Source organism: Achromobacter sp. 1014246743 (assembly GCF_059760725.1).
The window spans coordinates 47,927-66,997 of sequence record NZ_JCBANA010000030.1 but is presented as its reverse complement, the minus strand read 5'-3'; the positions used below and the strand labels follow the sequence as shown (position 1 = coordinate 66,997).

General features: G+C 65.7%; 18 protein-coding genes. 12 read left to right on the top strand and 6 right to left on the bottom strand.

Going from position 1 to position 19,071, the window contains the following annotated elements; translation table 11 throughout:
• Positions 1–8 precede the first annotated feature (8 nt).
• The 4 genes from AC6LJ2_RS14615 (at position 9) to AC6LJ2_RS14600 (ending at position 5,048) form a co-directional block, all read left to right on the top strand.
• Positions 9–722 carry a P-loop NTPase family protein gene (locus AC6LJ2_RS14615; protein WP_263913469.1) on the top strand — a complete coding sequence of 238 codons (714 nt, stop codon included), beginning with the start codon at positions 9–11 and terminating at the stop codon, positions 720–722.
• A 121-nt stretch (positions 723–843) separates the two neighbouring features.
• The gene (locus tag AC6LJ2_RS14610; RefSeq protein WP_263913508.1) at positions 844–1,875 is read left to right on the top strand and encodes a KpsE/RkpR family capsule polysaccharide export protein; all 1,032 of its coding nucleotides are present in this window, start codon (positions 844–846) and stop codon (positions 1,873–1,875) included.
• Positions 1,868–3,799, top strand: a complete 1,932-nt coding sequence (locus AC6LJ2_RS14605; RefSeq protein WP_498151610.1) for a Vi polysaccharide transport protein VexE — start codon at positions 1,868–1,870, stop codon at positions 3,797–3,799. Before AC6LJ2_RS14610 ends, AC6LJ2_RS14605 begins: the two co-directional genes overlap by 8 nt.
• A gap of 85 nt (positions 3,800–3,884) precedes the next feature.
• Positions 3,885–5,048 (top strand): pectate lyase family protein, encoded by a 1,164-nt coding sequence (locus AC6LJ2_RS14600; RefSeq protein ID WP_498151616.1) that lies wholly within the window; start codon positions 3,885–3,887, stop codon positions 5,046–5,048.
• A 13-nt stretch (positions 5,049–5,061) separates the two neighbouring features.
• Here AC6LJ2_RS14600 and AC6LJ2_RS14595 read toward each other — a convergent pair whose 3' ends face one another.
• A complete protein-coding gene (locus AC6LJ2_RS14595; protein ID WP_263913467.1) occupies positions 5,062–5,667 on the bottom strand; it encodes an RBBP9/YdeN family alpha/beta hydrolase in 606 nt (201 codons plus the stop codon).
• 280 nt (positions 5,668–5,947) lie between these two features.
• Here AC6LJ2_RS14595 and AC6LJ2_RS14590 point away from each other — a divergent pair, with 280 nt between their 5' ends.
• The 5 genes from AC6LJ2_RS14590 to AC6LJ2_RS14570 all read left to right on the top strand — a co-directional run bounded on the left by AC6LJ2_RS14590 (position 5,948) and on the right by AC6LJ2_RS14570 (position 11,457).
• Complete coding sequence (locus AC6LJ2_RS14590; protein ID WP_263913466.1) at positions 5,948–7,075, top strand: branched-chain amino acid ABC transporter substrate-binding protein; 1,128 nt, start codon at positions 5,948–5,950, stop codon at positions 7,073–7,075.
• Positions 7,076–7,285: 210 nt separating this feature from the next.
• A complete protein-coding gene (locus AC6LJ2_RS14585) occupies positions 7,286–7,987 on the top strand; it encodes a response regulator (protein WP_263913465.1) in 702 nt (233 codons plus the stop codon).
• Positions 7,980–9,272 (top strand): ATP-binding protein, encoded by a 1,293-nt coding sequence (locus AC6LJ2_RS14580; protein WP_498151609.1) that lies wholly within the window; start codon positions 7,980–7,982, stop codon positions 9,270–9,272. The genes AC6LJ2_RS14585 and AC6LJ2_RS14580 overlap by 8 nt, the downstream gene beginning before the upstream one ends.
• A 117-nt stretch (positions 9,273–9,389) precedes the next feature.
• Entirely contained in the window at positions 9,390–10,496 is a 1,107-nt protein-coding gene (locus AC6LJ2_RS14575; protein ID WP_263913463.1) for a serine hydrolase domain-containing protein, read from the top strand.
• Positions 10,497–10,560: 64 nt separating this feature from the next.
• Complete coding sequence (locus AC6LJ2_RS14570; RefSeq protein ID WP_263913462.1) at positions 10,561–11,457, top strand: MipA/OmpV family protein; 897 nt, start codon at positions 10,561–10,563, stop codon at positions 11,455–11,457.
• A gap of 76 nt (positions 11,458–11,533) precedes the next feature.
• On the opposite strand, the gene AC6LJ2_RS14565 is transcribed toward AC6LJ2_RS14570, so the two are convergent.
• From AC6LJ2_RS14565 to ugpB, 4 genes are all read right to left on the bottom strand, one after another.
• Positions 11,534–12,622, bottom strand: coding sequence for a sn-glycerol-3-phosphate import ATP-binding protein UgpC (locus tag AC6LJ2_RS14565; protein WP_445658945.1), 1,089 nt, complete (start codon positions 12,620–12,622; stop codon positions 11,534–11,536).
• 50 nt (positions 12,623–12,672) lie between these two features.
• Positions 12,673–13,524: a sn-glycerol-3-phosphate ABC transporter permease UgpE gene (gene ugpE / locus AC6LJ2_RS14560; RefSeq protein WP_263913460.1), complete on the bottom strand. Its 852-nt coding sequence runs from the start codon at positions 13,522–13,524 to the stop codon at positions 12,673–12,675.
• 21 nt (positions 13,525–13,545) lie between these two features.
• Entirely contained in the window at positions 13,546–14,427 is an 882-nt protein-coding gene (ugpA, locus tag AC6LJ2_RS14555; protein WP_263913459.1) for a sn-glycerol-3-phosphate ABC transporter permease UgpA, read from the bottom strand.
• Positions 14,428–14,585: 158 nt separating this feature from the next.
• A complete protein-coding gene (ugpB, locus tag AC6LJ2_RS14550) occupies positions 14,586–15,899 on the bottom strand; it encodes a sn-glycerol-3-phosphate ABC transporter substrate-binding protein UgpB (protein WP_025140823.1) in 1,314 nt (437 codons plus the stop codon).
• Between the two features lie 196 nt (positions 15,900–16,095).
• Between ugpB and proC the strand changes: the two genes are divergently transcribed.
• The gene (gene proC, locus AC6LJ2_RS14545; protein WP_263913458.1) at positions 16,096–16,929 is read left to right on the top strand and encodes a pyrroline-5-carboxylate reductase; all 834 of its coding nucleotides are present in this window, start codon (positions 16,096–16,098) and stop codon (positions 16,927–16,929) included.
• Complete coding sequence (locus AC6LJ2_RS14540) at positions 16,926–17,480, top strand: queuosine precursor transporter (protein WP_498151608.1); 555 nt, start codon at positions 16,926–16,928, stop codon at positions 17,478–17,480. The genes proC and AC6LJ2_RS14540 overlap by 4 nt, the downstream gene beginning before the upstream one ends.
• 106 nt (positions 17,481–17,586) lie before the next feature.
• Here the strand turns inward: AC6LJ2_RS14540 and AC6LJ2_RS14535 are convergent, their stop codons facing one another.
• Positions 17,587–17,829 carry a hypothetical protein gene (locus tag AC6LJ2_RS14535; RefSeq protein WP_263913456.1) on the bottom strand — a complete coding sequence of 81 codons (243 nt, stop codon included), beginning with the start codon at positions 17,827–17,829 and terminating at the stop codon, positions 17,587–17,589.
• Between the two features lie 52 nt (positions 17,830–17,881).
• Between AC6LJ2_RS14535 and AC6LJ2_RS14530 the strand changes: the two genes are divergently transcribed.
• The gene (locus AC6LJ2_RS14530) at positions 17,882–18,997 is read left to right on the top strand and encodes a branched-chain amino acid ABC transporter substrate-binding protein (RefSeq protein ID WP_025140820.1); all 1,116 of its coding nucleotides are present in this window, start codon (positions 17,882–17,884) and stop codon (positions 18,995–18,997) included.
• The last annotated feature ends 74 nt before the right edge of the window (positions 18,998–19,071 follow it).

Below are 19,071 nucleotides of genomic sequence, written 5' to 3'. Positions count from 1 at the left end.
GAACGACGATGATTCATCTCAATGGCGTGACGGACGATCCCCAGGCCTTCGGCAGCCGGCAGGCGCTGCTTTCCCATGCCCACCTGGACATTCCCGTCGGCCGCTATGCCTTGCTGTCGCCCGCGCCGGAGCTGCATCGCCAGATCATCGATCTGCTGTGCGGCCTGCGGCCGCCGCGCCAGGGCTTTGTCCATCACGATGGCAACGTGTCCTGGGCGATCGGCCGGCAGGGCTTCATCCGCGGCAAGGCCAGCGGCGTGAGCATGATCGAACTGGTCAGCCAGATGTACGAGCTCGATGCCGATGCCACGTACGAACTGGTGGCCGACCTGATCACCGACCCCAAGGTCCTTTCCCGGCCGATGGAACATTGGCCGCTGTTTGCGCGGCAGGAATTTTCGTTTGCGTTGGCCCTGGCGCCGGCGTTCGACGTGTACGTGATCGAAGGGGCCATCCCCTTCGAGCCCTGCCGCTTCACCCGTCTGTGGCTGGCGCTGTTCGAAGAACGGCTGATCGGCAGGACGCTCATTCTTTCCAGTTACCGCCAGAATCAGTTGGCGGACTATTGCCTGAAGGGCCTGATTTATGAACGAAGCGCACTCCGCATCGAAGACGACCTCGACCAGTGCATCCAGAAGTTCCCACCGCGACGATCACGAAGCGACTCAGGAACAGGCGACGACGTCCTCGGCGGCTTCGATGACGGACAGCTCGGCTTCTGAAAGCGGCTCCGAGATCGAACGCCGGCGGCGCGAACGGCAGGCGGCGCTGGCCGAGCGCCGCCGGCGCCGCTGGGTCAACGTGGTCATCGTCATCGCCCCGGTGGCCCTGGCCCTGGCCTACGTGCTGTGGATCGCCACGCCCCGCTATGAAGCGGAATCGCGCTTCTTCGTGCAGTCCGGCTCCGGCCAGCAGGGCGGGGGCGCCATGGCGGCCAGCCTGCTGACCACCGGCAACTCGGGCGGCATGCTGGGCGGCTTCGTGGACGGCTGGGCGGTCAGTGATTTCCTGAAGTCGCGTGACTGCATGCGGCAGCTGGACAAGAAGGTCGGCCTGCGCCGCTTCCTCTTGAATGCAGGCATGGACCCCGCCCACCATCTGTCCGAGGACTCGAGCGAAGATGACCTCTACCGTGCCTACCAGGCCGCGGTCCAGGTGTCGTTCAATGCGCTGGAACAGATCGACGTGCTGCGCGTGCGGGCCTATTCGCCCGAAGACGCCGAAACCCTGTCCAAGGCCCTGATCGGCCTGGCGGAAGACTTCGTCAGTTCCATGAACGAAAAGGGCGTGGCCGACAAGCTGAAGGTCAGCGAGGAGTCGGTGAGGCAGGCCGAACAGAAGGCGCTGGCCGCCCGCGAAGCCCTGACGGCATGGCGAACCACGCACGGCAACATCGACCCGACGGCCACGGTGGCCATGCTGCTGAACCTGTCCAGCCAGCTTGAAGGGGAACTGAGCAGCGCCCAGATCAACCTGGACAAGATCCGCGCGCTGAACAACCAGGACCACTTCATGCTCAAACCCGCCGAAATGCAGGTCGTGGCCCTGAAGAAGCGGCTTGCCAGCGTGCGCCAGCGCCTGAGCGGCGACGGCAACACGGAAGCCAAGCAACTGAAGTCGTACGAAGCGCTGCGCAATACGCAAGCCTTCGCCGATTCGAACCTGACGCTGGCGCAGCAGTCGTACCAGCAGGCCGTGACCGACGCCCTGCGCTTGCAGCGTTATCTGTCCATCATCGCCCAGCCGGTGTCCACGGACCGGCCCAGCAGCCCGCGCACGGCCGTGTTGCTGCTGCAGGCGCTGGCGCTGGGCTTCGTGCTCATGTTCGTCCTGCGCGCGGCGATGGCCTTGCTACGAGGATTGCGCCATGGTTGATACGACAATGGAACGCCCCGGCGCCGCGGCTGCGGCCAGGCCTGCCACCGCGGCGCACGAGGCCGTCGGCCCCCTGCGGGAGGTCATCCAGCAGCTATCGCAGGCGGACGACCCCGCGCCGGCCCTGGCCGCGCTCGGCCCCGCGCTGGCGCGGGTCGAGGACGGCTGGCGCGACGTGCGCCGCCTGCTGGTGTCGCCGCTGGTGCGAGCCGGCCGCCTGGAATTGGCGATCGCCGTGCTGGAAAAGTTGGTGGACGCCTACCCGGTACGCACCGATGACCGCCGCATGCTTGCCAGCCTGCTGGGTCGCACCCAGCAATGGGACCGCGCCATTGCCCAGGCGGACGCCGCCGCCGTCATCGCGCCTGATGCCGCGGCGCTGCAAGCCGTACGGATACAGCTGCGCGTGCAGGCCGGACGGATCGAACAGGCCGCCGACGTCGCGCGCCAGACCCACGCGCTGGCGCTCGCCGACGCGGGCGAGGCGCACTGGTGGATGCTGGCCTATTCGCGCAACGGCGACACCGCCGAAGCGGCCGGTATTGCCACTGCCTTGCAGGCGGCGGATCTGCCGAACGCCCGCGTGGCCACGGTGGCCGTGCGCGCGCTGCTGGACGACGAGCGGGTCGAGGCGGCGATTGTGCTGGGCAGCGCGGCGCTGGAAGCCGGCCACGATGCCGCGGCGCTGCGCGCCTCGCTGGGGCTGGCGCACCTGCGCCGGGCCACCGAAGACGACCGCAAGGTCCATGCGCTGGCGCACTTCGAGGCGGGCTTGCAGGCCGCACCCGCCGATGTGCGGCTCTTGACCCTGTACGGCGAAACCCTGCTGCGCGCCGGCCGCTACAAGGACGCCGTGGCGCCGCTGCGCCAGGCCATGGACTTGGCGCCGGACCTGGAACAGACCCAGGGCCTGTACGCCCGCGCGCTGCGCTACACGCTGCAATACGACGAAGCCGCCGACCAGTTGCTGCGCCTGGTCGAAAAATCCCCCGACAAGACGCTCTGGCAGCGCGCCGCCATCGGCGCGCTGTCCCAGGCGGGCCGCAAGCCGCAGGCCGAAGCCTTGTTCGAGCGCTATGTGGCGCAACGCGGCCAGAAGCTGCCGCCGACGTTCCAGCAAGCGCTGGATGAGCTGGACCAGAAGCTGGATACCGCGCCCATCCCCCAAGCCCGCCTGGACTGGGCCTGGTCGCTGCGCGGCGACGCCACGGCCGACCGAGCGCAATGGGAGCGGCGCGCGCGCTGGGGCCATCTGGTGGATCACCTGTTGTTCGACTGGCTCGAATGCCGCGAGGACAGCGTCGAAGAAGCCATGCAGATGCTGGGCGAGCTGGACACCGGCGAGCGCTTTTTCGCGCCGCTGCTGGCGACCGGCCGGGGCGTGGTGGTGGCCACCGCGCACGTGGGCCCCATGTACGCCGGCCTGATGGCGCTGGAACTGCTGGGCATTCCGTCGCGCTGGCTGGCGACCGCGCCCAGCATTGCCCAGAGCAGCTATGCCGCCGCCCTGATTTCCACGGCCGACCAGACCGAAGCGCAGGTGGCCAAGGCCTGCATGCGCGCGCTGGCATCGGGCAATGTGCTGTGCCTGGCGGTGGACGGCGCCGCCAACCCCGCCGCGCCGCGCACCGACTTCGAAGGGCAGTCGGTGACCTATTCCAGCTTCGCGGCCCACCTGGCGCATCGCCAGGGCGTGCCATCGGTGTTCTACGTGCCGCGCTGGGAAAACGGCCGCGTGGCCTACACGCTGGAAATGCTGCCTGCCGTGAACCCCGGCGAGGACGCCGATGCCTATGCGCAGCGCTGGCAAGAGGCCTATTTCAAACATCTCAGGGCCCATGTGGCCGGCCCGCCGGAGAATCTGCGGCTGAGCGGCGGCATCTGGCGCCACGTACAGTCCGCGGATCGTTCCGCGCAGCGTTAAGGAGTGCATTGCCATGAAATCAGCAACGAATGGGCCGGCCGCTCGCAGGCTGCTGCGCGCCTTGTCCTGGCTGCCTGTCCTGGGCATGCTGGTGGGCGGGGCGGCCGCCGCCAGTGAGACCTGCGCCAGTCCGGATGAGCGCTGCCCCTTCGTCTCCGCGCTGCTGCAGCAGCGCGAAGGCTATGGCGCCAAGGCCACGGGCGGCCTGGGCGGGCGGTTCATCGAGGTCACGTCCGACCAGGATTCCGGGCCAGGCACGCTGCGCGCCGCGCTGGCGCAGGCCAAGAAGGGCCCCACGTGGATCCGCTTTGCGTCGGACATGACGATCGTGCTGGACTCGCAGCTGCGCGTGCCGTCCAACACGACCATCGACGGCCGGGGCAAGCACGTGGCCCTGATCGACGACGGCCTGGGCGTGTATGGCAGCCAGAACGTCATCCTGACGCATCTGACCATCTATGGCCGCCTGAACCGGTTGACCCAGGCCGTGAACATCGCCAACGACAGCCGCGATGTCTGGGTGGACCACATGGACCTGTCGCGCATGTCCGACCGGCTGCTCAACGTGAAGAACGGCTCTACCGACGTGACGATCTCGTGGACGAAGTTCCACAATTCGAACAAGGTCATGCTGCTCAACAACATCACGTCCAAGGACCTGTTCGCCAACTACGAACGGGACTCCATCGCGCGCGTGACCCTGCACCACAATTACTTTTTCAACACCGTGCAGCGCAATCCCCGTGGCCAGTTCGGCACCTTCCACCTGTTCAACAACCTGCTGGAAAACTGGGACTTCTACGGCATGAGCTTCAGCCTGGAAGCGAAGGCGCTGGTCGAAGGCAATATCTTCAACAACGACGCCAAGCGCCAATGCGTGGAGCCGGAATTCTTTCCGACGGTGGAAGGCGTGAAGGTGAACTACTGCCGCTATATCCCCACGGCCGCCCGGCGCAGCGCGCTGGACAACGGCGCGTCGGACGAAGGCGCCTACCAGGAACGCAAGGCCCAGCACGGCTATACGCGCGACTTCAAGGCGTTCCTGCGGCTGAAGGACAACCTGTACCTGGGGGACGCGAAACCCGTGTTGCAGGACTACCGCCCCGAGGCGGCCCCGACGCCGCCTTACTGCTATGGCTACGAGAAGCCGTCGGCGGAATTGGCGGAGGCGATCCGCAAGCATGCGGGCAACACCAGCGGCGATACGCCGCTGCCGTCATCCCGAGTGGGGGCTGGCTGCGCGAAATGAACGCAATGCGGTCTCAGGCCTGATGGGACAAGGGCCGGTCGAGAATCGGGGCAATGCGTTCCGGCGGCGGCGATACGCGCCACGAGGCGCGCCGGCGCAGGGCGCCAAAGAGCTTGAGCCCTTGCGGCCAATCGCCCAGGCCGCTGTCCGCATTGAGATGGCCGGCGCCGGGAATCACCACGACGCGGCTGCCCCAGTCTTCGGCAAAACGGCGGGCGCGTTCGAGTCGACAATACGGGTCGTTGTCGCTGGCCACCACCACGCTCTGGAACGGCAGCGACTGCCGCGGCACCGGCGCAAAGCCGCGCAGGCATTCGGGCGCGTCCGGCCGCTCGACATCGGCGGGCGCCACCAGCAGCGCACCGGCGACCTTGGCGCGCAGCGGCACCGGCAGCGCCGCGCTGATCAGGCAGCCCAGGCTGTGGGCGATCAGCAGCACCGGGCTGCGGGCGCTGTCCACTTGCGCGGCCAGGGTGGAAATCCATTCCGCGCTGACGGGGTTTTCCCAGTCGCGCTGCTGCACTCGCTGCGCGTGGGGCAAGAGGGCGGCCCAGCGCGATTGCCAGTGTTCGGGTCCGGAGTTTTTCCATCCGGGGACGATGATCGGTTGGAGTCTCATGGCGGCCATGATGCCGCGCGGCCTTAGTAACGCAAACGAATAAATCGTCTTTTGCATATACGGTGGCAGGCATAAGGCCGGCAGCCCGCCGGGGCGGCTTTGTATGCGGCACTGCAATAACGAAACGTCGCTCAAATCGGGCCGGAACCCCTGCAAAAGGGGCTATTTTTCAGTGTATGCTTGCCGTGCTTATGCAAAGTAACGGGGCGTGACCAACACTTTTCCGGCTGTCCGCCCGGCTTACAAACCAACGACTACAAGCCATTCGAGGAGTCCACTCATGAAGCAAGTATTTCGTCTGACCCCGGTCATCGCGGCGCTCGGCGTCGCCGCCGGTTTGACGTTTGGCGCAGCCGCGCAGGCGCAGACCATCAAGATCGGCGTGGTAGGCCCCACCACCGGCGCGGTCACCCAATATGGCGACATGGTCCGCGAAGGCGTCGACACCGCGGTGGAACGCATCAACGCCGCCGGCGGCGTCAACGGCAAGAAGCTCGAAACCGTGGTCATCGACGACGGCTGCGAACCCAAGCAGGGTCCGGTCGCCGCCAACCGCGTGGTCAACAGCAAGATCGGTTTCGTCGTGGGCCACGTGTGCTCGGGCGCCACCATCGCCGCTGCCGACATCTACAACAACGAAGGCGTGGTCATGGTCACGCCCTCGGCCACCTCGCCGGCCCTGACCGACGGCAAGAACTACGAGTTCATCTTCCGCACCATCGGCCGCGATGACCAGCAAGGCCCCGCCGCCGCCAAGTTCGTGCTGGAAAAGATCAAGCCGAAAAAGGCCGCCGTGCTGCACGACAAGCAGTCGTACGGCCAGGGCATCGCCACCTCGGTCAAGAACGACCTGGAAAAGGGCGGCGTGCCCGTCGCGATCTTCGAAGGCATCAACGCCGGCGACAGCGACTACTCCGCCGTCATCACCAAGCTCAAGAGCCAGGGCGTGGACTTCGTCTACTACGGCGGCTACCACCCTGAAATGGGCCTGCTGCTGCGCCAGGCAGCCGAGCAGGGCGTGAAGGCCAAGTGGATGGGCCCCGAAGGCGTCGGCAACCCCGACATCAACGCCATCGCCAGCGATGCCGTCGAAGGCATGCTGCTGACGCTGCCGGCCGACTTCACCCAGAACGCCGCCAACGCCGACATCGTCAAGGCCTTTGCCGCCAAGAAGCGCAACGCCAGCGGCGCGTTCCAGCTGACCGCCTACACGGCCACCCAGGTCATTGCCGACGGCATCAAGGGCGCCGGCAGCGAAGACCCCTCCAAGGTCGCCAAGTACCTGCACGCCAACTCGTTCGACACCCCGATCGGCAAGGTGGCCTGGAACAAGCAGGGCGACCTGACGAACTTCCAGTTCGACGTCTTCGTCTGGCACAAGGACGGCTCCAAGTCGGTCTACAAGTAAGGTGCCGGCGCGGCGTGCCGGGGGGAATTCCCTGGGGCGCCCGCCCGTTGCCTGCCCCCCGAACCGGGCCGGAAGCGCTGTCTTCCGGCCCGGTTTTTTCGTGCGCGCCACCCGCGGGGAACCGGCGCGATATTGCACGGGTCGAACGCCCCTTGCGCGGTTTTGCGTAGAATGCGGCCAAATCGACCCCTCACTTTCTGTCCGGACACCATGACCAAGGCATTGCTAGTCGAAGACGATCCGAAGCTGTCGCGCCTGATCGCACAGTTCCTGGAGCAACACGGGTTCAATGTCGCCCAGGCCTACCGCGGCGACCATGCGGTAGAGGCTTTCCGCCGCCACGACCCGGCCATCACCATTCTCGACCTGATGCTGCCGGGGCGCGACGGCCTGCAGGTCTGCCGCGACCTGCGCGCGTTTTCCTCGGCGCCCATCCTGATGCTGACGGCGCGCGAAGACGACCTGGACCAGATCCTGGGCCTGGAGTCCGGCGCCGACGACTACGTCATCAAGCCGGTCGAGCCGCGCGTACTGCTGGCCCGCATCCGGGCGCTGCTGCGCCGTCACAGCCAGCTCGAGGAACCGCCGGAGCGCCTGGAGTTCGGCCCGCTGGTCATCGACCGGCGCACCCGCGCGGTGGTCCACGCCGGGGTCGAGGTCGACCTGACGACCATGGAATTCGAAATGCTCTGGGCGCTGGCCAGCCAGGCCGGCCAGGTGCTCACGCGCGACGACCTGCTCAATGCCGTGCGCGGCATCGAATTCAATGGCCTGGACCGCAGCGTCGACGTCTGCGTCAGCAAGCTGCGGCGCAAGCTGGACGACGACCCGCGCGATCCGGCGCGCATCAAGACCGTGTGGGGCAAGGGCTATCTGTTCTCGCCCAAGGCGCACGAGGGCAGCGATGATTAAATTCGTCCTGCGGCTCTTCGTGGTGCTGGCGGTGGGCTTCGTGATTTCCAACGAAGTCGTGGACCGATCCGCCAACTACCTGTTCGAGCCGGTCAGCGACGCCTACACCCGCGAGTCCGTGCGTGGCCAGATCCACAGCCTGGTGCAGGAACTGTCCAAGGTCGAGCCGGGCGCCCGCGCGGCCTACATCGAGCAGCATCTGGCGCCGTACTACGGCCTGACGCTGCGGGTGTTCAACGCTTCGGACTACAACGCCAGCGACAAGGAGCGCCGCATTGCCGCCCGCGGCGATTTCTTCATCCGCGACAAGCTGCAGACCTTCGTGGCCGCCATTCCCGGCCCGGGCAACCAGTGGCTGGAAGTGAAGCTGCCGCCCGAGCCGTCGTTCGGCCCCTGGGTGATCGCGGCGGTGTATTCGGCGCTGGGCCTGCTGCTGTGCGCCTTCATGCTGGTGTGGGCGCTGCCCATCTGGCGCGACCTGGAAGCCCTGAAGACGGCCGCGCTGCGCATGGGGCAGGGCGACCTGCAGGCCCGCGCCCGCCTGTCGCGCCATTCCAGCATCGGCAACCTGGGCGACACCTTCAACCTCATGTCCGAGCGCATCGGCGCGCTGATCGGCAACCAGCGCGAACTCACCAATGCGGTCTCGCATGAGCTGCGCACGCCCATCGCGCGCCTGACCTTCGAGCTGGACATGATCGGCCGCACCGAAGACGCCACCGAACGCCAGCGCCTGATCGACGACATGAAAAGCGACGTCGCCGAACTGGACAGCATGGCGTCCGAACTGCTGATGTACGCCCGCCTGGAACACAAGAGCGACGGCGTGGCCCTGCAGGCGGTGGATGCGCGCAGCTGGCTGGATTCGGTGATGCAGCATGCCGGCTTCGAGGCCGGGCAGTCCGGCGTGCGGCTGGAAGTCGTGCTGTGCCAGGTGGGCGAAGTGCACCTGCACCAGCGCTACATGACACGCGCGCTCTTGAACCTGCTGCTGAACGCCATCCGCTATGCCGGCGGCCGGGTGCAGGTGAGCCTGGTGTCGCCCGCGCCGCGCGAATACGTGCTGATGGTCGACGATGACGGTCCCGGCATTCCGCCCGCGGACCGCGAACGCATTTTCGAGCCCTTCATCCGCCTGGACGAAAGCCGCGACCGCGTCACCGGCGGGACCGGCCTGGGCCTGGCGATCGTGAACCGGGTGGCCCGCTGGCACAACGGCACCGCCGAGGCGGCCGACAGCCCGCTGGGCGGCGCCCGTTTCATCGTCAGCTGGAAAGCGACGTAAACAAACTTCACAAACTGGCCGGCCAATCTTCACAAACTCCCTACAAAGCGGGAAAGATCGGCGCGGCGTCCCTGATTAGCATGACGGCAGTTCTCCCCAGAGGAATTGCTGCCCGTCATGTTTTCGCTTACCCGCCTGGCTGCCGTTGCCATGCTCCTGATCGCCGTGGGCGGTTGCCAGGGCATGCCCCCGGCCGCGCCGCCCGCCATCGCCAAGGGCGACTACCCGGCGGTGGTGGCGTACCTGAAGCAGCGCATCCCCTACGACATGGGCGCGCAGCGGGTGCCAGGCCTGTCGATCGCCATCGTCGACGACCAGCGCATCGTCTGGAGCAGCGGTTTCGGCTACGCCGACACGGCCCGCCATCGCAACGCCACCGGTGACACGCTCTACCGGGTCGGCGCCATCTCCAAGGTCGTCACGGCCGCCGGCGTGCTGCGCGCCGCCGATGACGGCCGCCTGTCGCTGGACAACCCGGCCGCGCAGTCGCTGCCGCAGTGGGAATTCGAGCCCCGCCGCGCCGCCATGCACTGGATGGGCACGTACCCCTTCACCGCCCGGCGCCTGTTGGCGCTGCGTCCGGACACGCTCGAAGACACCATGGGCCGGGCCCGCGCCGACATGGGCTACGCATTGCTGGGCGACATGGTCGCGCACGTGGCCGACGAACCCTTCGACACCTATGTGCGGCGCACGCTGCTGCAGCCGCTGAACATCCCGCGCACCGGCTTTCGGCAAGTCATCGAAAACGACGAATCCCGCGAACTGCGCGCAGCCGGCTACCGCCGTGGCGTGCCGTGGGTCGAGGCGCCGCAGACGAACGAGGCGGCCGAGGGCCTGTGGGCCAGCTCGGCCGAGATGGCGCGCTTTTCCAGCATGTTGTTCGCCGGCGGCACCTACAAGGGCCGCCGGGTCCTGAAAGACGAGTCCGCCCATGCGGTGCTGAACCTGGAAACGGTGGCCCACGGCATGGAGCTGGAGTGCCGCCTGTCGCTGTCCTGGCTGGCCGCGCCGTGCGACCCGGACGACATCGCCGGCGATTCCCTGCGCGAGCACAGCGGCGCCACCGAAGCCTTCCATGCCCGCTGGCTGCTGGCGCCGCGCGACAAGCTGGCCGTGCTGGTGATGAGCAATGCGGACACGGCCGAACCGCTGGTGGCATCGGTCTCCATCCTGGCCATGAACCTGATGCGGCAGGCCAAGCACGGCCCTGCGCAAAAGTAGCCCCGCGTCGCGGTGTCGCGGCGCACCCCGAATTTCCCCTCAACCTCGTTTCCTGGAAGTACTTATGAAGCGATATCCCGCTCTGTCTTCGTTGCCGCACCGCGCCGGCGCCTGGTGTCTGCTGGCCTGTCTGCCGGCCGTGTCGTTGGCCGCAGGCGAACGCGTCGCCGACAACTCGGTCTACAGTTCGCGCGGCGCCAGTTCGCGCGGCATCGACGTGCCCACCGGCACCGACAAGCCGGCCGACGAATGGAAGTTCTACGGCACGCTGGGCGTAGGCTACGCGCCGCGCTACAGCGGCAGCAATGAAAGCGCGGCCTTGCCGGTGTTCGGCCTGGGCATCCGCAGCCCGGGCGGCTTTTTCCTGGACACCGCGCATGGCCTGGGGTGGGAAACGCAGGCGCTCAGCAGCACCTTCCGCTTCTATGTCGCGCCCAGCGCCGACCGCAAAGACCACAAGAAGGGCTTCCAGGGCTCGGACAAGCTGCGCGGCATGGGCGACATCAAGAGCCGCGCGCAGATCGGCATGGACGCCGAGACCACGCTCGGCCCGGTGACGCTGTCGGCCACCGTGGCGCACGCCTTCAAGAAGGGCGACGACCGCGATGTGGGCAGCGCCTACACGCTGTTCAACCTGGGCGCCAGTACCACGGTGTACGAAGGCTCTGCCGGTTCGGTGTCGCTGGCGCTGAACGGCAACTTCGGCGACGGCAACTACATGCGCACCTGGTATGGCGTCAGCGATCGCCAGTCGCAGAAATCGGGCTATCGCCGCTACAACCCCAAGGGCGGCCTGGAAAGCGTGGGCCTGGGCGCCACGTGGTCGCTGCCGCTCAGCAAGGAATGGTCGTGGTCGGTCATGGCCGAAGCGCGCCGTCTGTATGGCGATGCGGCCGACAGCCCGATCGTCAAGGACCGCAACCAGTATTCGGTCGGCACGGCGGTGACTTACACGTACTGAGCGGGAAGGCCTTCCCTGGAGCGGGGAAGGGGCGCGGGCCCGGCGGCGCGAAGCCGCCGGCACCCGCCGGAAGGACTTACAGGCCTTGCACGCGGCGGCCGGAGTCGGCCTCGAACCAGTGCAGCGGGTGACGGCCATCCGGGCCGACGTTGACGCGGTCGCCCACCTTGGCCGAGGACTCGGACAATTGGCGGGTGGTGCAGCGCACGACCAGGGTGGACTTGCCGCAGCGGCAGTGCACCAGTTGCTCGGAGCCCAGCGTTTCGACCATTTCGACTTCGGCGGGCACGCCCTGCGTGTTCAGCAGCATGTGCTCGGGGCGCATGCCCATGATGACCTTGCGGCCGCGCACTTGCGACGGCACTTGCAGCGGCGAGATGTCCAGCGCCGAGCCATCGGCGGTCTGCACCGTGCCGTCGCCGGCCACGTTCACTTCCATCAGGTTCATGGGCGGCGAGCCGATGAATCCGGCCACGAAGGTGGACGCGGGCTTTTCGAACACTTCCATGGGGGTGCCGATCTGCTCGGGCACGCCCTGGTACATGACGATCATGCGGTGCGCCAGCGTCATGGCCTCGACCTGGTCGTGCGTGACGTACAGGCTGGTGGTGCCCAGGCGGCGGTGCAGCTTCATGATTTCAAGACGCATCGCCACGCGCAGCTTGGCGTCCAGGTTCGACAGCGGTTCGTCGAACAGGAACACCTTGGGTTCGCGCACGATGGCGCGGCCCATGGCCACGCGCTGGCGCTGGCCGCCCGACAGGGCGCGCGGACGGCGGTCCAGCAGATGGCCCAGTTCCAGGATCTGCGCAGCGATGTCGACGCGCTTCTTGATTTCGTCCTTGGAGAACTTGCGGATCTTCAAGCCGTAGGCCATGTTCTCGAACACGGTCATGTGCGGGTAGAGCGCGTAGTTCTGGAACACCATCGCGATGTCGCGTTCGGCCGGCTCCAGCGTGTTGACGACCTTGTCGTCGATCACGATCTCGCCGCTGGTCACGGTTTCCAGGCCGGCGACCATGCGCATCAGCGTGGACTTGCCGCAGCCGGACGGGCCGACGATGACGATGAATTCGCCGTCTTTCACATCCATGTCGATGCCATGGATGACCGGCACGTTGCCGGCGTAGGTTTTCTTTACGTTGCGAAAGCTGAGAGTAGCCATGAGTTATTCGTATTCGGAGTCGTTGTCGGGTGGGCTTTAGCGGGCAATAGTTACTTTTCAGTATCTACCAGACCCTTGACGAACCATTTCTGCATCAGGATGACCACCAGCGCCGGCGGAATCATGGCCAGCATGGCCGTGGCCATGGTGATGTTCCATTCGGTGACGCTGTCGCCGCCGCTGATCATCCGCTTGATGCCGATGACGACGGGGTACATGTCTTCCTGCGTGGTCACCAGCAGCGGCCACAGGTATTGGTTCCAGCCGTAGATGAACTGGATCACGAACAGCGCGGCGATGCTGGTCTTGGACAGCGGCAACAGCACGTCGCGGAAAAAGCGCACGGGGCCGGCGCCGTCGATGCGCGCGGCTTCGATGAGCTCGTCCGGCACCGTCAGGAAGAACTGGCGGAACAGGAACGTGGCCGTGGCCGACGCGATCAGCGGCAGCGTCAGGCCCGCGTAGCTGTTGAGCAGGCCCAGGTCGGCCACCACCTTGTAGGTCGGCGCGATGCGGACTTCGACCGGCAGCATCAGCGTGACGAAGATCATCCAGAAAAAGAACATGCGGCCGGGGAAGCGGAAATACACGACCGCAAAGGCCGACAGCAGCGAGATCGCGATCTTGCCGATGGAAATCACCAGCGCCATGATCAGGCTGACGTACATCATGCGGCCCACCGGCGCGCCGGACGAACCGCCCGACGAGCCGCCGAACAGCGCCTGCATGTAGTTATCGACAAAGTGCGGACCGGGGATCAGCGACATCGGCGCCTGCGCGACTTCCTGGGCGGTCTGGGTAGACGCGACGAAAGTGACGTAGAGCGGAAATGCCACCATCGCCACGCCGCAGAGCAGAATGACGTGGGCCAGAATATCCAGCCAGGGACGGCGTTCAACCATTGTTATCAGCCTCGAACAAGATCAGTACTGCACTTTGCGGTCGACGTAGCGGAACTGTACGACCGTCAAGGCAACCACAATGAACATCAACACCACGGACTGCGCCGCGGACGAACCCAGGTCCAGGCCACGGAAGCCGTCGCTGTACACCTTGTAGACCAGGATGGACGTCGACGTGCCGGGACCGCCCTGCGTGGTGGTGTCCACCACCGCGAAGGTGTCGAAGAACGCATAGATGATGTTGACCACCAGCAGGAAGAACGTGGTGGGCGACAGCAGCGGGAACACGATGCTCCAGAAGCGGCGGGCAGGGCTGGCGCCGTCGATCGCAGCGGCTTCGATGAGCGAGCGCGGAATCGACTGCAGGCCGGCCAGGAAGAACAGGAAGTTGTACGAGACCTGCTTCCATACGGCGGCGACCAGCACCAGGATCATGGCCTGGTTGCCATCCAGACGCGGGTTCCAGTCGACGCCCGACTTGCGCAGCGCCACGGCCAGGATGCCCACGGAAGGCGAGAACATGAACAGCCACAGCACGCCGACGACGGCGGGCGCCACGGCGTAGGGCCAGATGAGCAGGGTCTTGTACAGCCCGGCGCCGCGGATCACGCGGTCCGCCATGACGGCCAGCAGCAAGGACACGCCCAGGCCGACCACCGCCACCAGGATCGAGAACACGGCGGTGACGCGGAAGGAATCGAGGTAGGCCTGTTGCGAGAACAGTTCCATGAAGTTGTCGAAGCCGACGAACTCGGACGACAGGCCGAAAGCGTCTTCCAGGCGCATGGACTGCCACATGGCTTGTCCGGCGGGCAGGAAGAAGAAGACGACGGTAATGATGATCTGCGGCAGGAGCAGCAGATAGGGCAGAGTCTTATGCCCGAAGACGACACGTTTTTCCATAGGGGGGACCTAATGGGTACTCATGAAAACACGATAGGCTTAAAGCCCCAAATTGACCAGGGCTTTAAGCCTCGTTCGCTGCAGCCGGGAATCATGCAAGTCCCTGTCGCGCAAGGAAAATACTGCGGACAGGGCGCGTGCGGACCCCGGAAAGGGCGTTACTTTACACTCTTCTCGAACTTTTCCAGCAGTTCGTTGCCGCGCTTGACGATGTTCTCGGCGCCGTCCTTGGCCGCAACCTTGCCGGACACGATGCGTTCGATTTCAGCGTCTTCGATTTCACGGATCTGCGGCAGGAAGCCCAGGCGCAGGCCACGCGACTGCGCGGTGGTTTCGACGTTCAGCTGCTTGACGCCGACTTCGGTGCCCGGGTTCTTGTCATAGAAACCGTCTTTCTTGGTCAGCTCGTAGGCGGCCTTGGTGACCGGCACGTAGCCGGTCTGCTGGTGCCAGCGGGCGGCGATTTCGGGGCTGGCCAGGAACTTGAAGAACGCGGTCACGCCCTTGTAGGTTTCGGGCTTCTTGTTGGCGAAGACCCACAGCGAAGCGCCGCCGATGATGGTGTTCTGCGGCGCGCCTTGCACGTCGGCGTAGTAGGGCACGGTCGAGGTGCCGAATTCGAACTTGGCGTTCTTGGCGATGTTGGCGCGCAGGCCGGACGAGCCGGTGATCATCGCGCACTTGCCGCTGATGAACAGCGAGTTCGGCTCGTCGCCGCGACCGCCGTACATGAAGATGCCTTCCTTGCCCAGCTTGGCCAGGTTTTCCAGGTGGCGCACGTGCAGCGGGGTGTTGATGGCGATACGGGCGTCCAGGCCGCCGAAACCGTTGTCCTTGGTGGCGTACGGCACGTTATGCCAGGCCGAGAACGTTTCCAGCTGGACCCACGACGGCCACGACGTGGTGTAGCCGCATTCCTGGCCGGCGGCCTTCAGCTTCTGGCCGGCGGCGGCCAGCTCTTCCCAGGTCTTGGGCGGCTTGTCGGCGTCCAGGCCGGCCTTCTTGAAGGCGTCCTTGTTGTAGTAGAACACCACGGTCGAGCTGTTGAAGGGCATCGACACCAGCTTGCCGTCGGCCGACGAGTAGTAGCCGGCCACGGCGCCGATGAATTCCTTCGGATCGATCGGGTTGCCGACTTCTTCCGACATCTGCTGCACCGGCTTGATGGCGCCCTTGGCGTACATCATGGTGGCGGTGCCGACCTCGAATACCTGGAGGATGTCCGGGGCGTTGCCGGCGCGGAACGCGGCGATGCCGGCGTTCATGGATTCGCCGTAGTTGCCCTTGTAGACGGCCTTGACCTGATAGTCGGGGTTCTTCTTGTTGAACTCTTCGACCAGGCCGTTCACGCGGTCGCCCAGCGCGCCTTCCATCGAGTGCCAGAACGTGATTTCGGTAGCAGCCTGCGCGGAAGCGCCGGCAAATGCCGCCATGACGGCGGCAAAGGTGAGGGCAATTCGGTGGGATCGCATGAGAGGTTTCCTCCAGTTGGGCGTGTAGCGCGCACGGGGTTGTCCGGGCGCGGAAAACACGTCACCTTATGAATTGTTTGTGACAAAACCGTGACTTTCACATCACTTAAAACGCCTGTCAAATTGCGCGTTTCAGGCGCGAACGAACATTTTCTTTTTTTTCCAGGGCAGGCCCACCGGTTTACAATCGCATCCTATGAAAAACGAACTTTCGATTGCGTTCATCGGCGGGGGCAACATGGCCTCCGCTTTGGCATCCGGACTGGCCGGCAAAGTATGCCCCGCCGGCAGCATCCATGTCATTGACATTAACCAGGATTCCCACGCTGCCTGGCAGGCCCGCGGCATGACCACCGCGACGGCCCCCGGCGAGGCCCTGGCGGCCTGCCGCGTTTGGGTGTTCGCGGTCAAGCCACAGAACATGAAAGACGTTGTGGCTTCCACGCGTCAGTGGTTGCGCGACGACACGTTGGTGGTAAGCGTGGCGGCCGGCATTCGCGCCGATACGCTGGCCGGTTGGCTGGGGTCGCCGGACGCGCCGTGGCGCCGCCTGGTGCGCTGCATGCCCAATACGCCGGCCTTGGTCGGCGCCGGCATCACGGGCCTGGCTGCGCTGGACGGGGTGGGGCAGGCAGATCGCGAACTGGCCGCCACGCTGCTGGGCAGCGTGGGCGAGGTGGTCTGGGTGGCCGACGACGCGGCGCTGGATGCCGTCACCGCCTTGTCCGGCAGCGGCCCGGCCTATGTGTTCCTGTTTCTCGAAGCCCTGATCGCGGGCGGCCAGAAGGTCGGCCTGACCGCCGAGCAGGCTCGCCAGCTGGCGCTGGGCACGTTTGCCGGCGCCACGAAACTGGCGGCGGAATCCTCCGACCCGCCTTCGGTCCTGCGCGAACGGGTCACGTCCAAGGGCGGCACCACCGCCGCGGCGCTGGCCGCGTTCAATGCCGCGGGCTTTGCCGGCATCGTCGAAGACGCCATGGCCGCGGCTGCGCGCCGTTCGCGCGAGCTGGCCGAGGAGTTCGGCAAATGAACCCGGCGGTCTCGCGCTTCGCGCCCATGAGCCGGGCGCAGTTCGGCATTGCCGTGCTGTGCATGCTGCTGGTGGTGGTGGGCTCGAACATCCTGGTGCAGGTGCCGCTGAACGACTGGCTGACCTGGGGCGGCCTGTCGTACCCGGTCGCGTTCCTGGTGACCGACGTGCTGAACCGCCGTTTCGGCCCGGCGGCCGCGCGGCGCGTGGCGTGGTTCGGCTTTGCGGCGGCGTTGGCGGTATCCGTCTGGGTGGCCTCGCCGCGCATCGCGCTGGCCTCGGGCCTGGCGTACATCTGCGCGCAACTGGTCGACATCCAGGTCTTCGATCGCCTGCGCGACCAGCGCTGGTGGCGCGCGCCGCTGGTGTCCGGGGTGCTGGGCGCGGTGCTGGATACGGCCGTGTTCTTCAGCGTGGCCTTTGCCGCCACCGGCGCGCCGTGGGTCACCTGGATGGCGGGCGACCTGGCGGTCAAGCTGGCGGTCAACATCAGCATGCTGGCGCCGTTCCGCGCGCTGATGTGGAACCTGGCCAAGCCGGCCAATGCCTGACGTTTTATTTTCGAAAATCGCGCTGGATTATTAACCCGATAATCATTATCCGTAAGACTCGCGTAAGTACTGTATTAAAACGCGAAATCAAACGGCGTATTAATGATTATTCATATAAATCACCCAGCATGATTTTCCCGCCGGCGCCAGTGGCTTTCCAAGGCGCCGGGCGGATTTCTCCTGCGTTTTCACGCACTTGTGACAGCAATGCGTCACGATTAAAAGTTTGCCGTGAAATATTGGGGATTACACGCAGTGACAGTATGTCTGCTTGCTTCCAGAATACCGCCCACACTGTGTTTTTGCCCAAGAAGCCGGCGACGGGCGATGCGGATTTCGGGGTATCCACCTGATAAGCCGGGTCGAACAGAGCCGCTCACAACCTTGCTGGAGAACTCCGCATGAAGTTTCTGCATCGCCTTACCCCGGTAGCTATGGCATTTGGGGCGCTTGCCCTGGCAGGTTCCGTGCACGCCGCCGATACGATCAAGATCGGCATCCCGCAACCCATGACGGGTCCCAACACCCAGTATGGCGACCAGATCCAGGCCGGCGCGCTGACGGCCATCGAGACCATCAACGCCAAGGGCGGCGTCAAGGGCAAGAAGCTCGAACCCATCCTGATCGACGACGGCTGCGAACCCAAGCAGGCCGTGCCGGCCGCCAACCGCGTGGTCAACTCCGGCGCCAAGTTCGCCGTGGCCCATGCGTGCTCGGGCGTGACCGTGGCCGCCGTGAACGTCTACGAACAGGAAGGCATCGTCGGCATCACGCCGGGCGCCACGTCGCCCCTGGTCACCGACACCATCAAGCCGCATTACTTCTTCCGCACGATCGGCCGCGACGACCAGCAAGGTCCGTACGCCGCCCGCTACATCGCCAATACCCTCAAGCCCAAGAAGGTCGCCGTGCTGCACGACAAGCAGACCTACGGTTCGGGCGTGGCCACCCAGGTCAAGGACACCCTGACCAAGGAAGGCGTGAACGTCGCGCTGTTCGAAGGCATCAACGTCGGCGACAGCGACTACTCGGCCATCATCACCAAGCTCAAGTCGGCCGGCGTCGACCTGGTCTACTTCGGCGGCTACCACCCCGAACTGGGCCTCTTGCTGCGCCAGTCGCGTGAACAGGGCCTGAAGGTCCAGTTCATGGGTCCGGAAGGCACGGCCAACCAGGACCTGGTGGCCATCGCCGGCCCGGCCATCGAAGGCCTGCTGGTCACGCTGCCGGCTGACTTCACCAAGCTGCCGGGCAACGAAAGCATCGTCAAGGCCTTCAAGGACGCCAAGCGCGATCCGGACGGCGCCTTCCAGATGCCGGCCTATGCCGCCGTCCAGATCCTGGCCGACAGCATCACCGCGGTGGGCGAAGACCCCGCCAAGGTGGCCGACTACATGCACAAGACCACCTTCAACACCGGCATCGGCAAGGTCGAGTACGACGCCAAGGGCGATCTGAAGAACTTCGAGTTCGCCGTTTACAAATGGGACAAGAACGGCAAGAAGACCCAGCTGTAAACTCCCGCGATTGTCGCCGGCGCGGTTGCCGGCGTGAAGGGCCTGTCGTTGTCGTTGTGCCGTAATCCGCGTAG

What these genes read in the sequence shown, in the direction of transcription:
- AC6LJ2_RS14600 (WP_498151616.1), top strand. Translation starts at nt 3,885, where the DNA reads ATGCTGGTGGGCGGGGCGGCCGCCGCCAGTGAGACCTGCGCCAGTCCG.
- AC6LJ2_RS14565 (WP_445658945.1), bottom strand. Translation starts at nt 12,622, where the DNA reads ATGGCTACTCTCAGCTTTCGCAACGTAAAGAAAACCTACGCCGGCAAC.
- AC6LJ2_RS14580 (WP_498151609.1), top strand. Translation starts at nt 7,980, where the DNA reads ATGATTAAATTCGTCCTGCGGCTCTTCGTGGTGCTGGCGGTGGGCTTC.
- ugpB (WP_025140823.1), bottom strand. Translation starts at nt 15,899, where the DNA reads ATGCGATCCCACCGAATTGCCCTCACCTTTGCCGCCGTCATGGCGGCA.
- AC6LJ2_RS14590 (WP_263913466.1), top strand. Translation starts at nt 5,948, where the DNA reads ATGAAGCAAGTATTTCGTCTGACCCCGGTCATCGCGGCGCTCGGCGTC.
- proC (WP_263913458.1), top strand. Translation starts at nt 16,096, where the DNA reads ATGAAAAACGAACTTTCGATTGCGTTCATCGGCGGGGGCAACATGGCC.
- AC6LJ2_RS14585 (WP_263913465.1), top strand. Translation starts at nt 7,286, where the DNA reads ATGACCAAGGCATTGCTAGTCGAAGACGATCCGAAGCTGTCGCGCCTG.
- AC6LJ2_RS14530 (WP_025140820.1), top strand. Translation starts at nt 17,882, where the DNA reads ATGAAGTTTCTGCATCGCCTTACCCCGGTAGCTATGGCATTTGGGGCG.
- AC6LJ2_RS14605 (WP_498151610.1), top strand. Translation starts at nt 1,868, where the DNA reads ATGGTTGATACGACAATGGAACGCCCCGGCGCCGCGGCTGCGGCCAGG.
- AC6LJ2_RS14540 (WP_498151608.1), top strand. Translation starts at nt 16,926, where the DNA reads ATGAACCCGGCGGTCTCGCGCTTCGCGCCCATGAGCCGGGCGCAGTTC.
- AC6LJ2_RS14570 (WP_263913462.1), top strand. Translation starts at nt 10,561, where the DNA reads ATGAAGCGATATCCCGCTCTGTCTTCGTTGCCGCACCGCGCCGGCGCC.
- AC6LJ2_RS14575 (WP_263913463.1), top strand. Translation starts at nt 9,390, where the DNA reads ATGTTTTCGCTTACCCGCCTGGCTGCCGTTGCCATGCTCCTGATCGCC.
- AC6LJ2_RS14615 (WP_263913469.1), top strand. Translation starts at nt 9, where the DNA reads ATGATTCATCTCAATGGCGTGACGGACGATCCCCAGGCCTTCGGCAGC.
- ugpA (WP_263913459.1), bottom strand. Translation starts at nt 14,427, where the DNA reads ATGGAAAAACGTGTCGTCTTCGGGCATAAGACTCTGCCCTATCTGCTG.
- AC6LJ2_RS14595 (WP_263913467.1), bottom strand. Translation starts at nt 5,667, where the DNA reads ATGAGACTCCAACCGATCATCGTCCCCGGATGGAAAAACTCCGGACCC.
- ugpE (WP_263913460.1), bottom strand. Translation starts at nt 13,524, where the DNA reads ATGGTTGAACGCCGTCCCTGGCTGGATATTCTGGCCCACGTCATTCTG.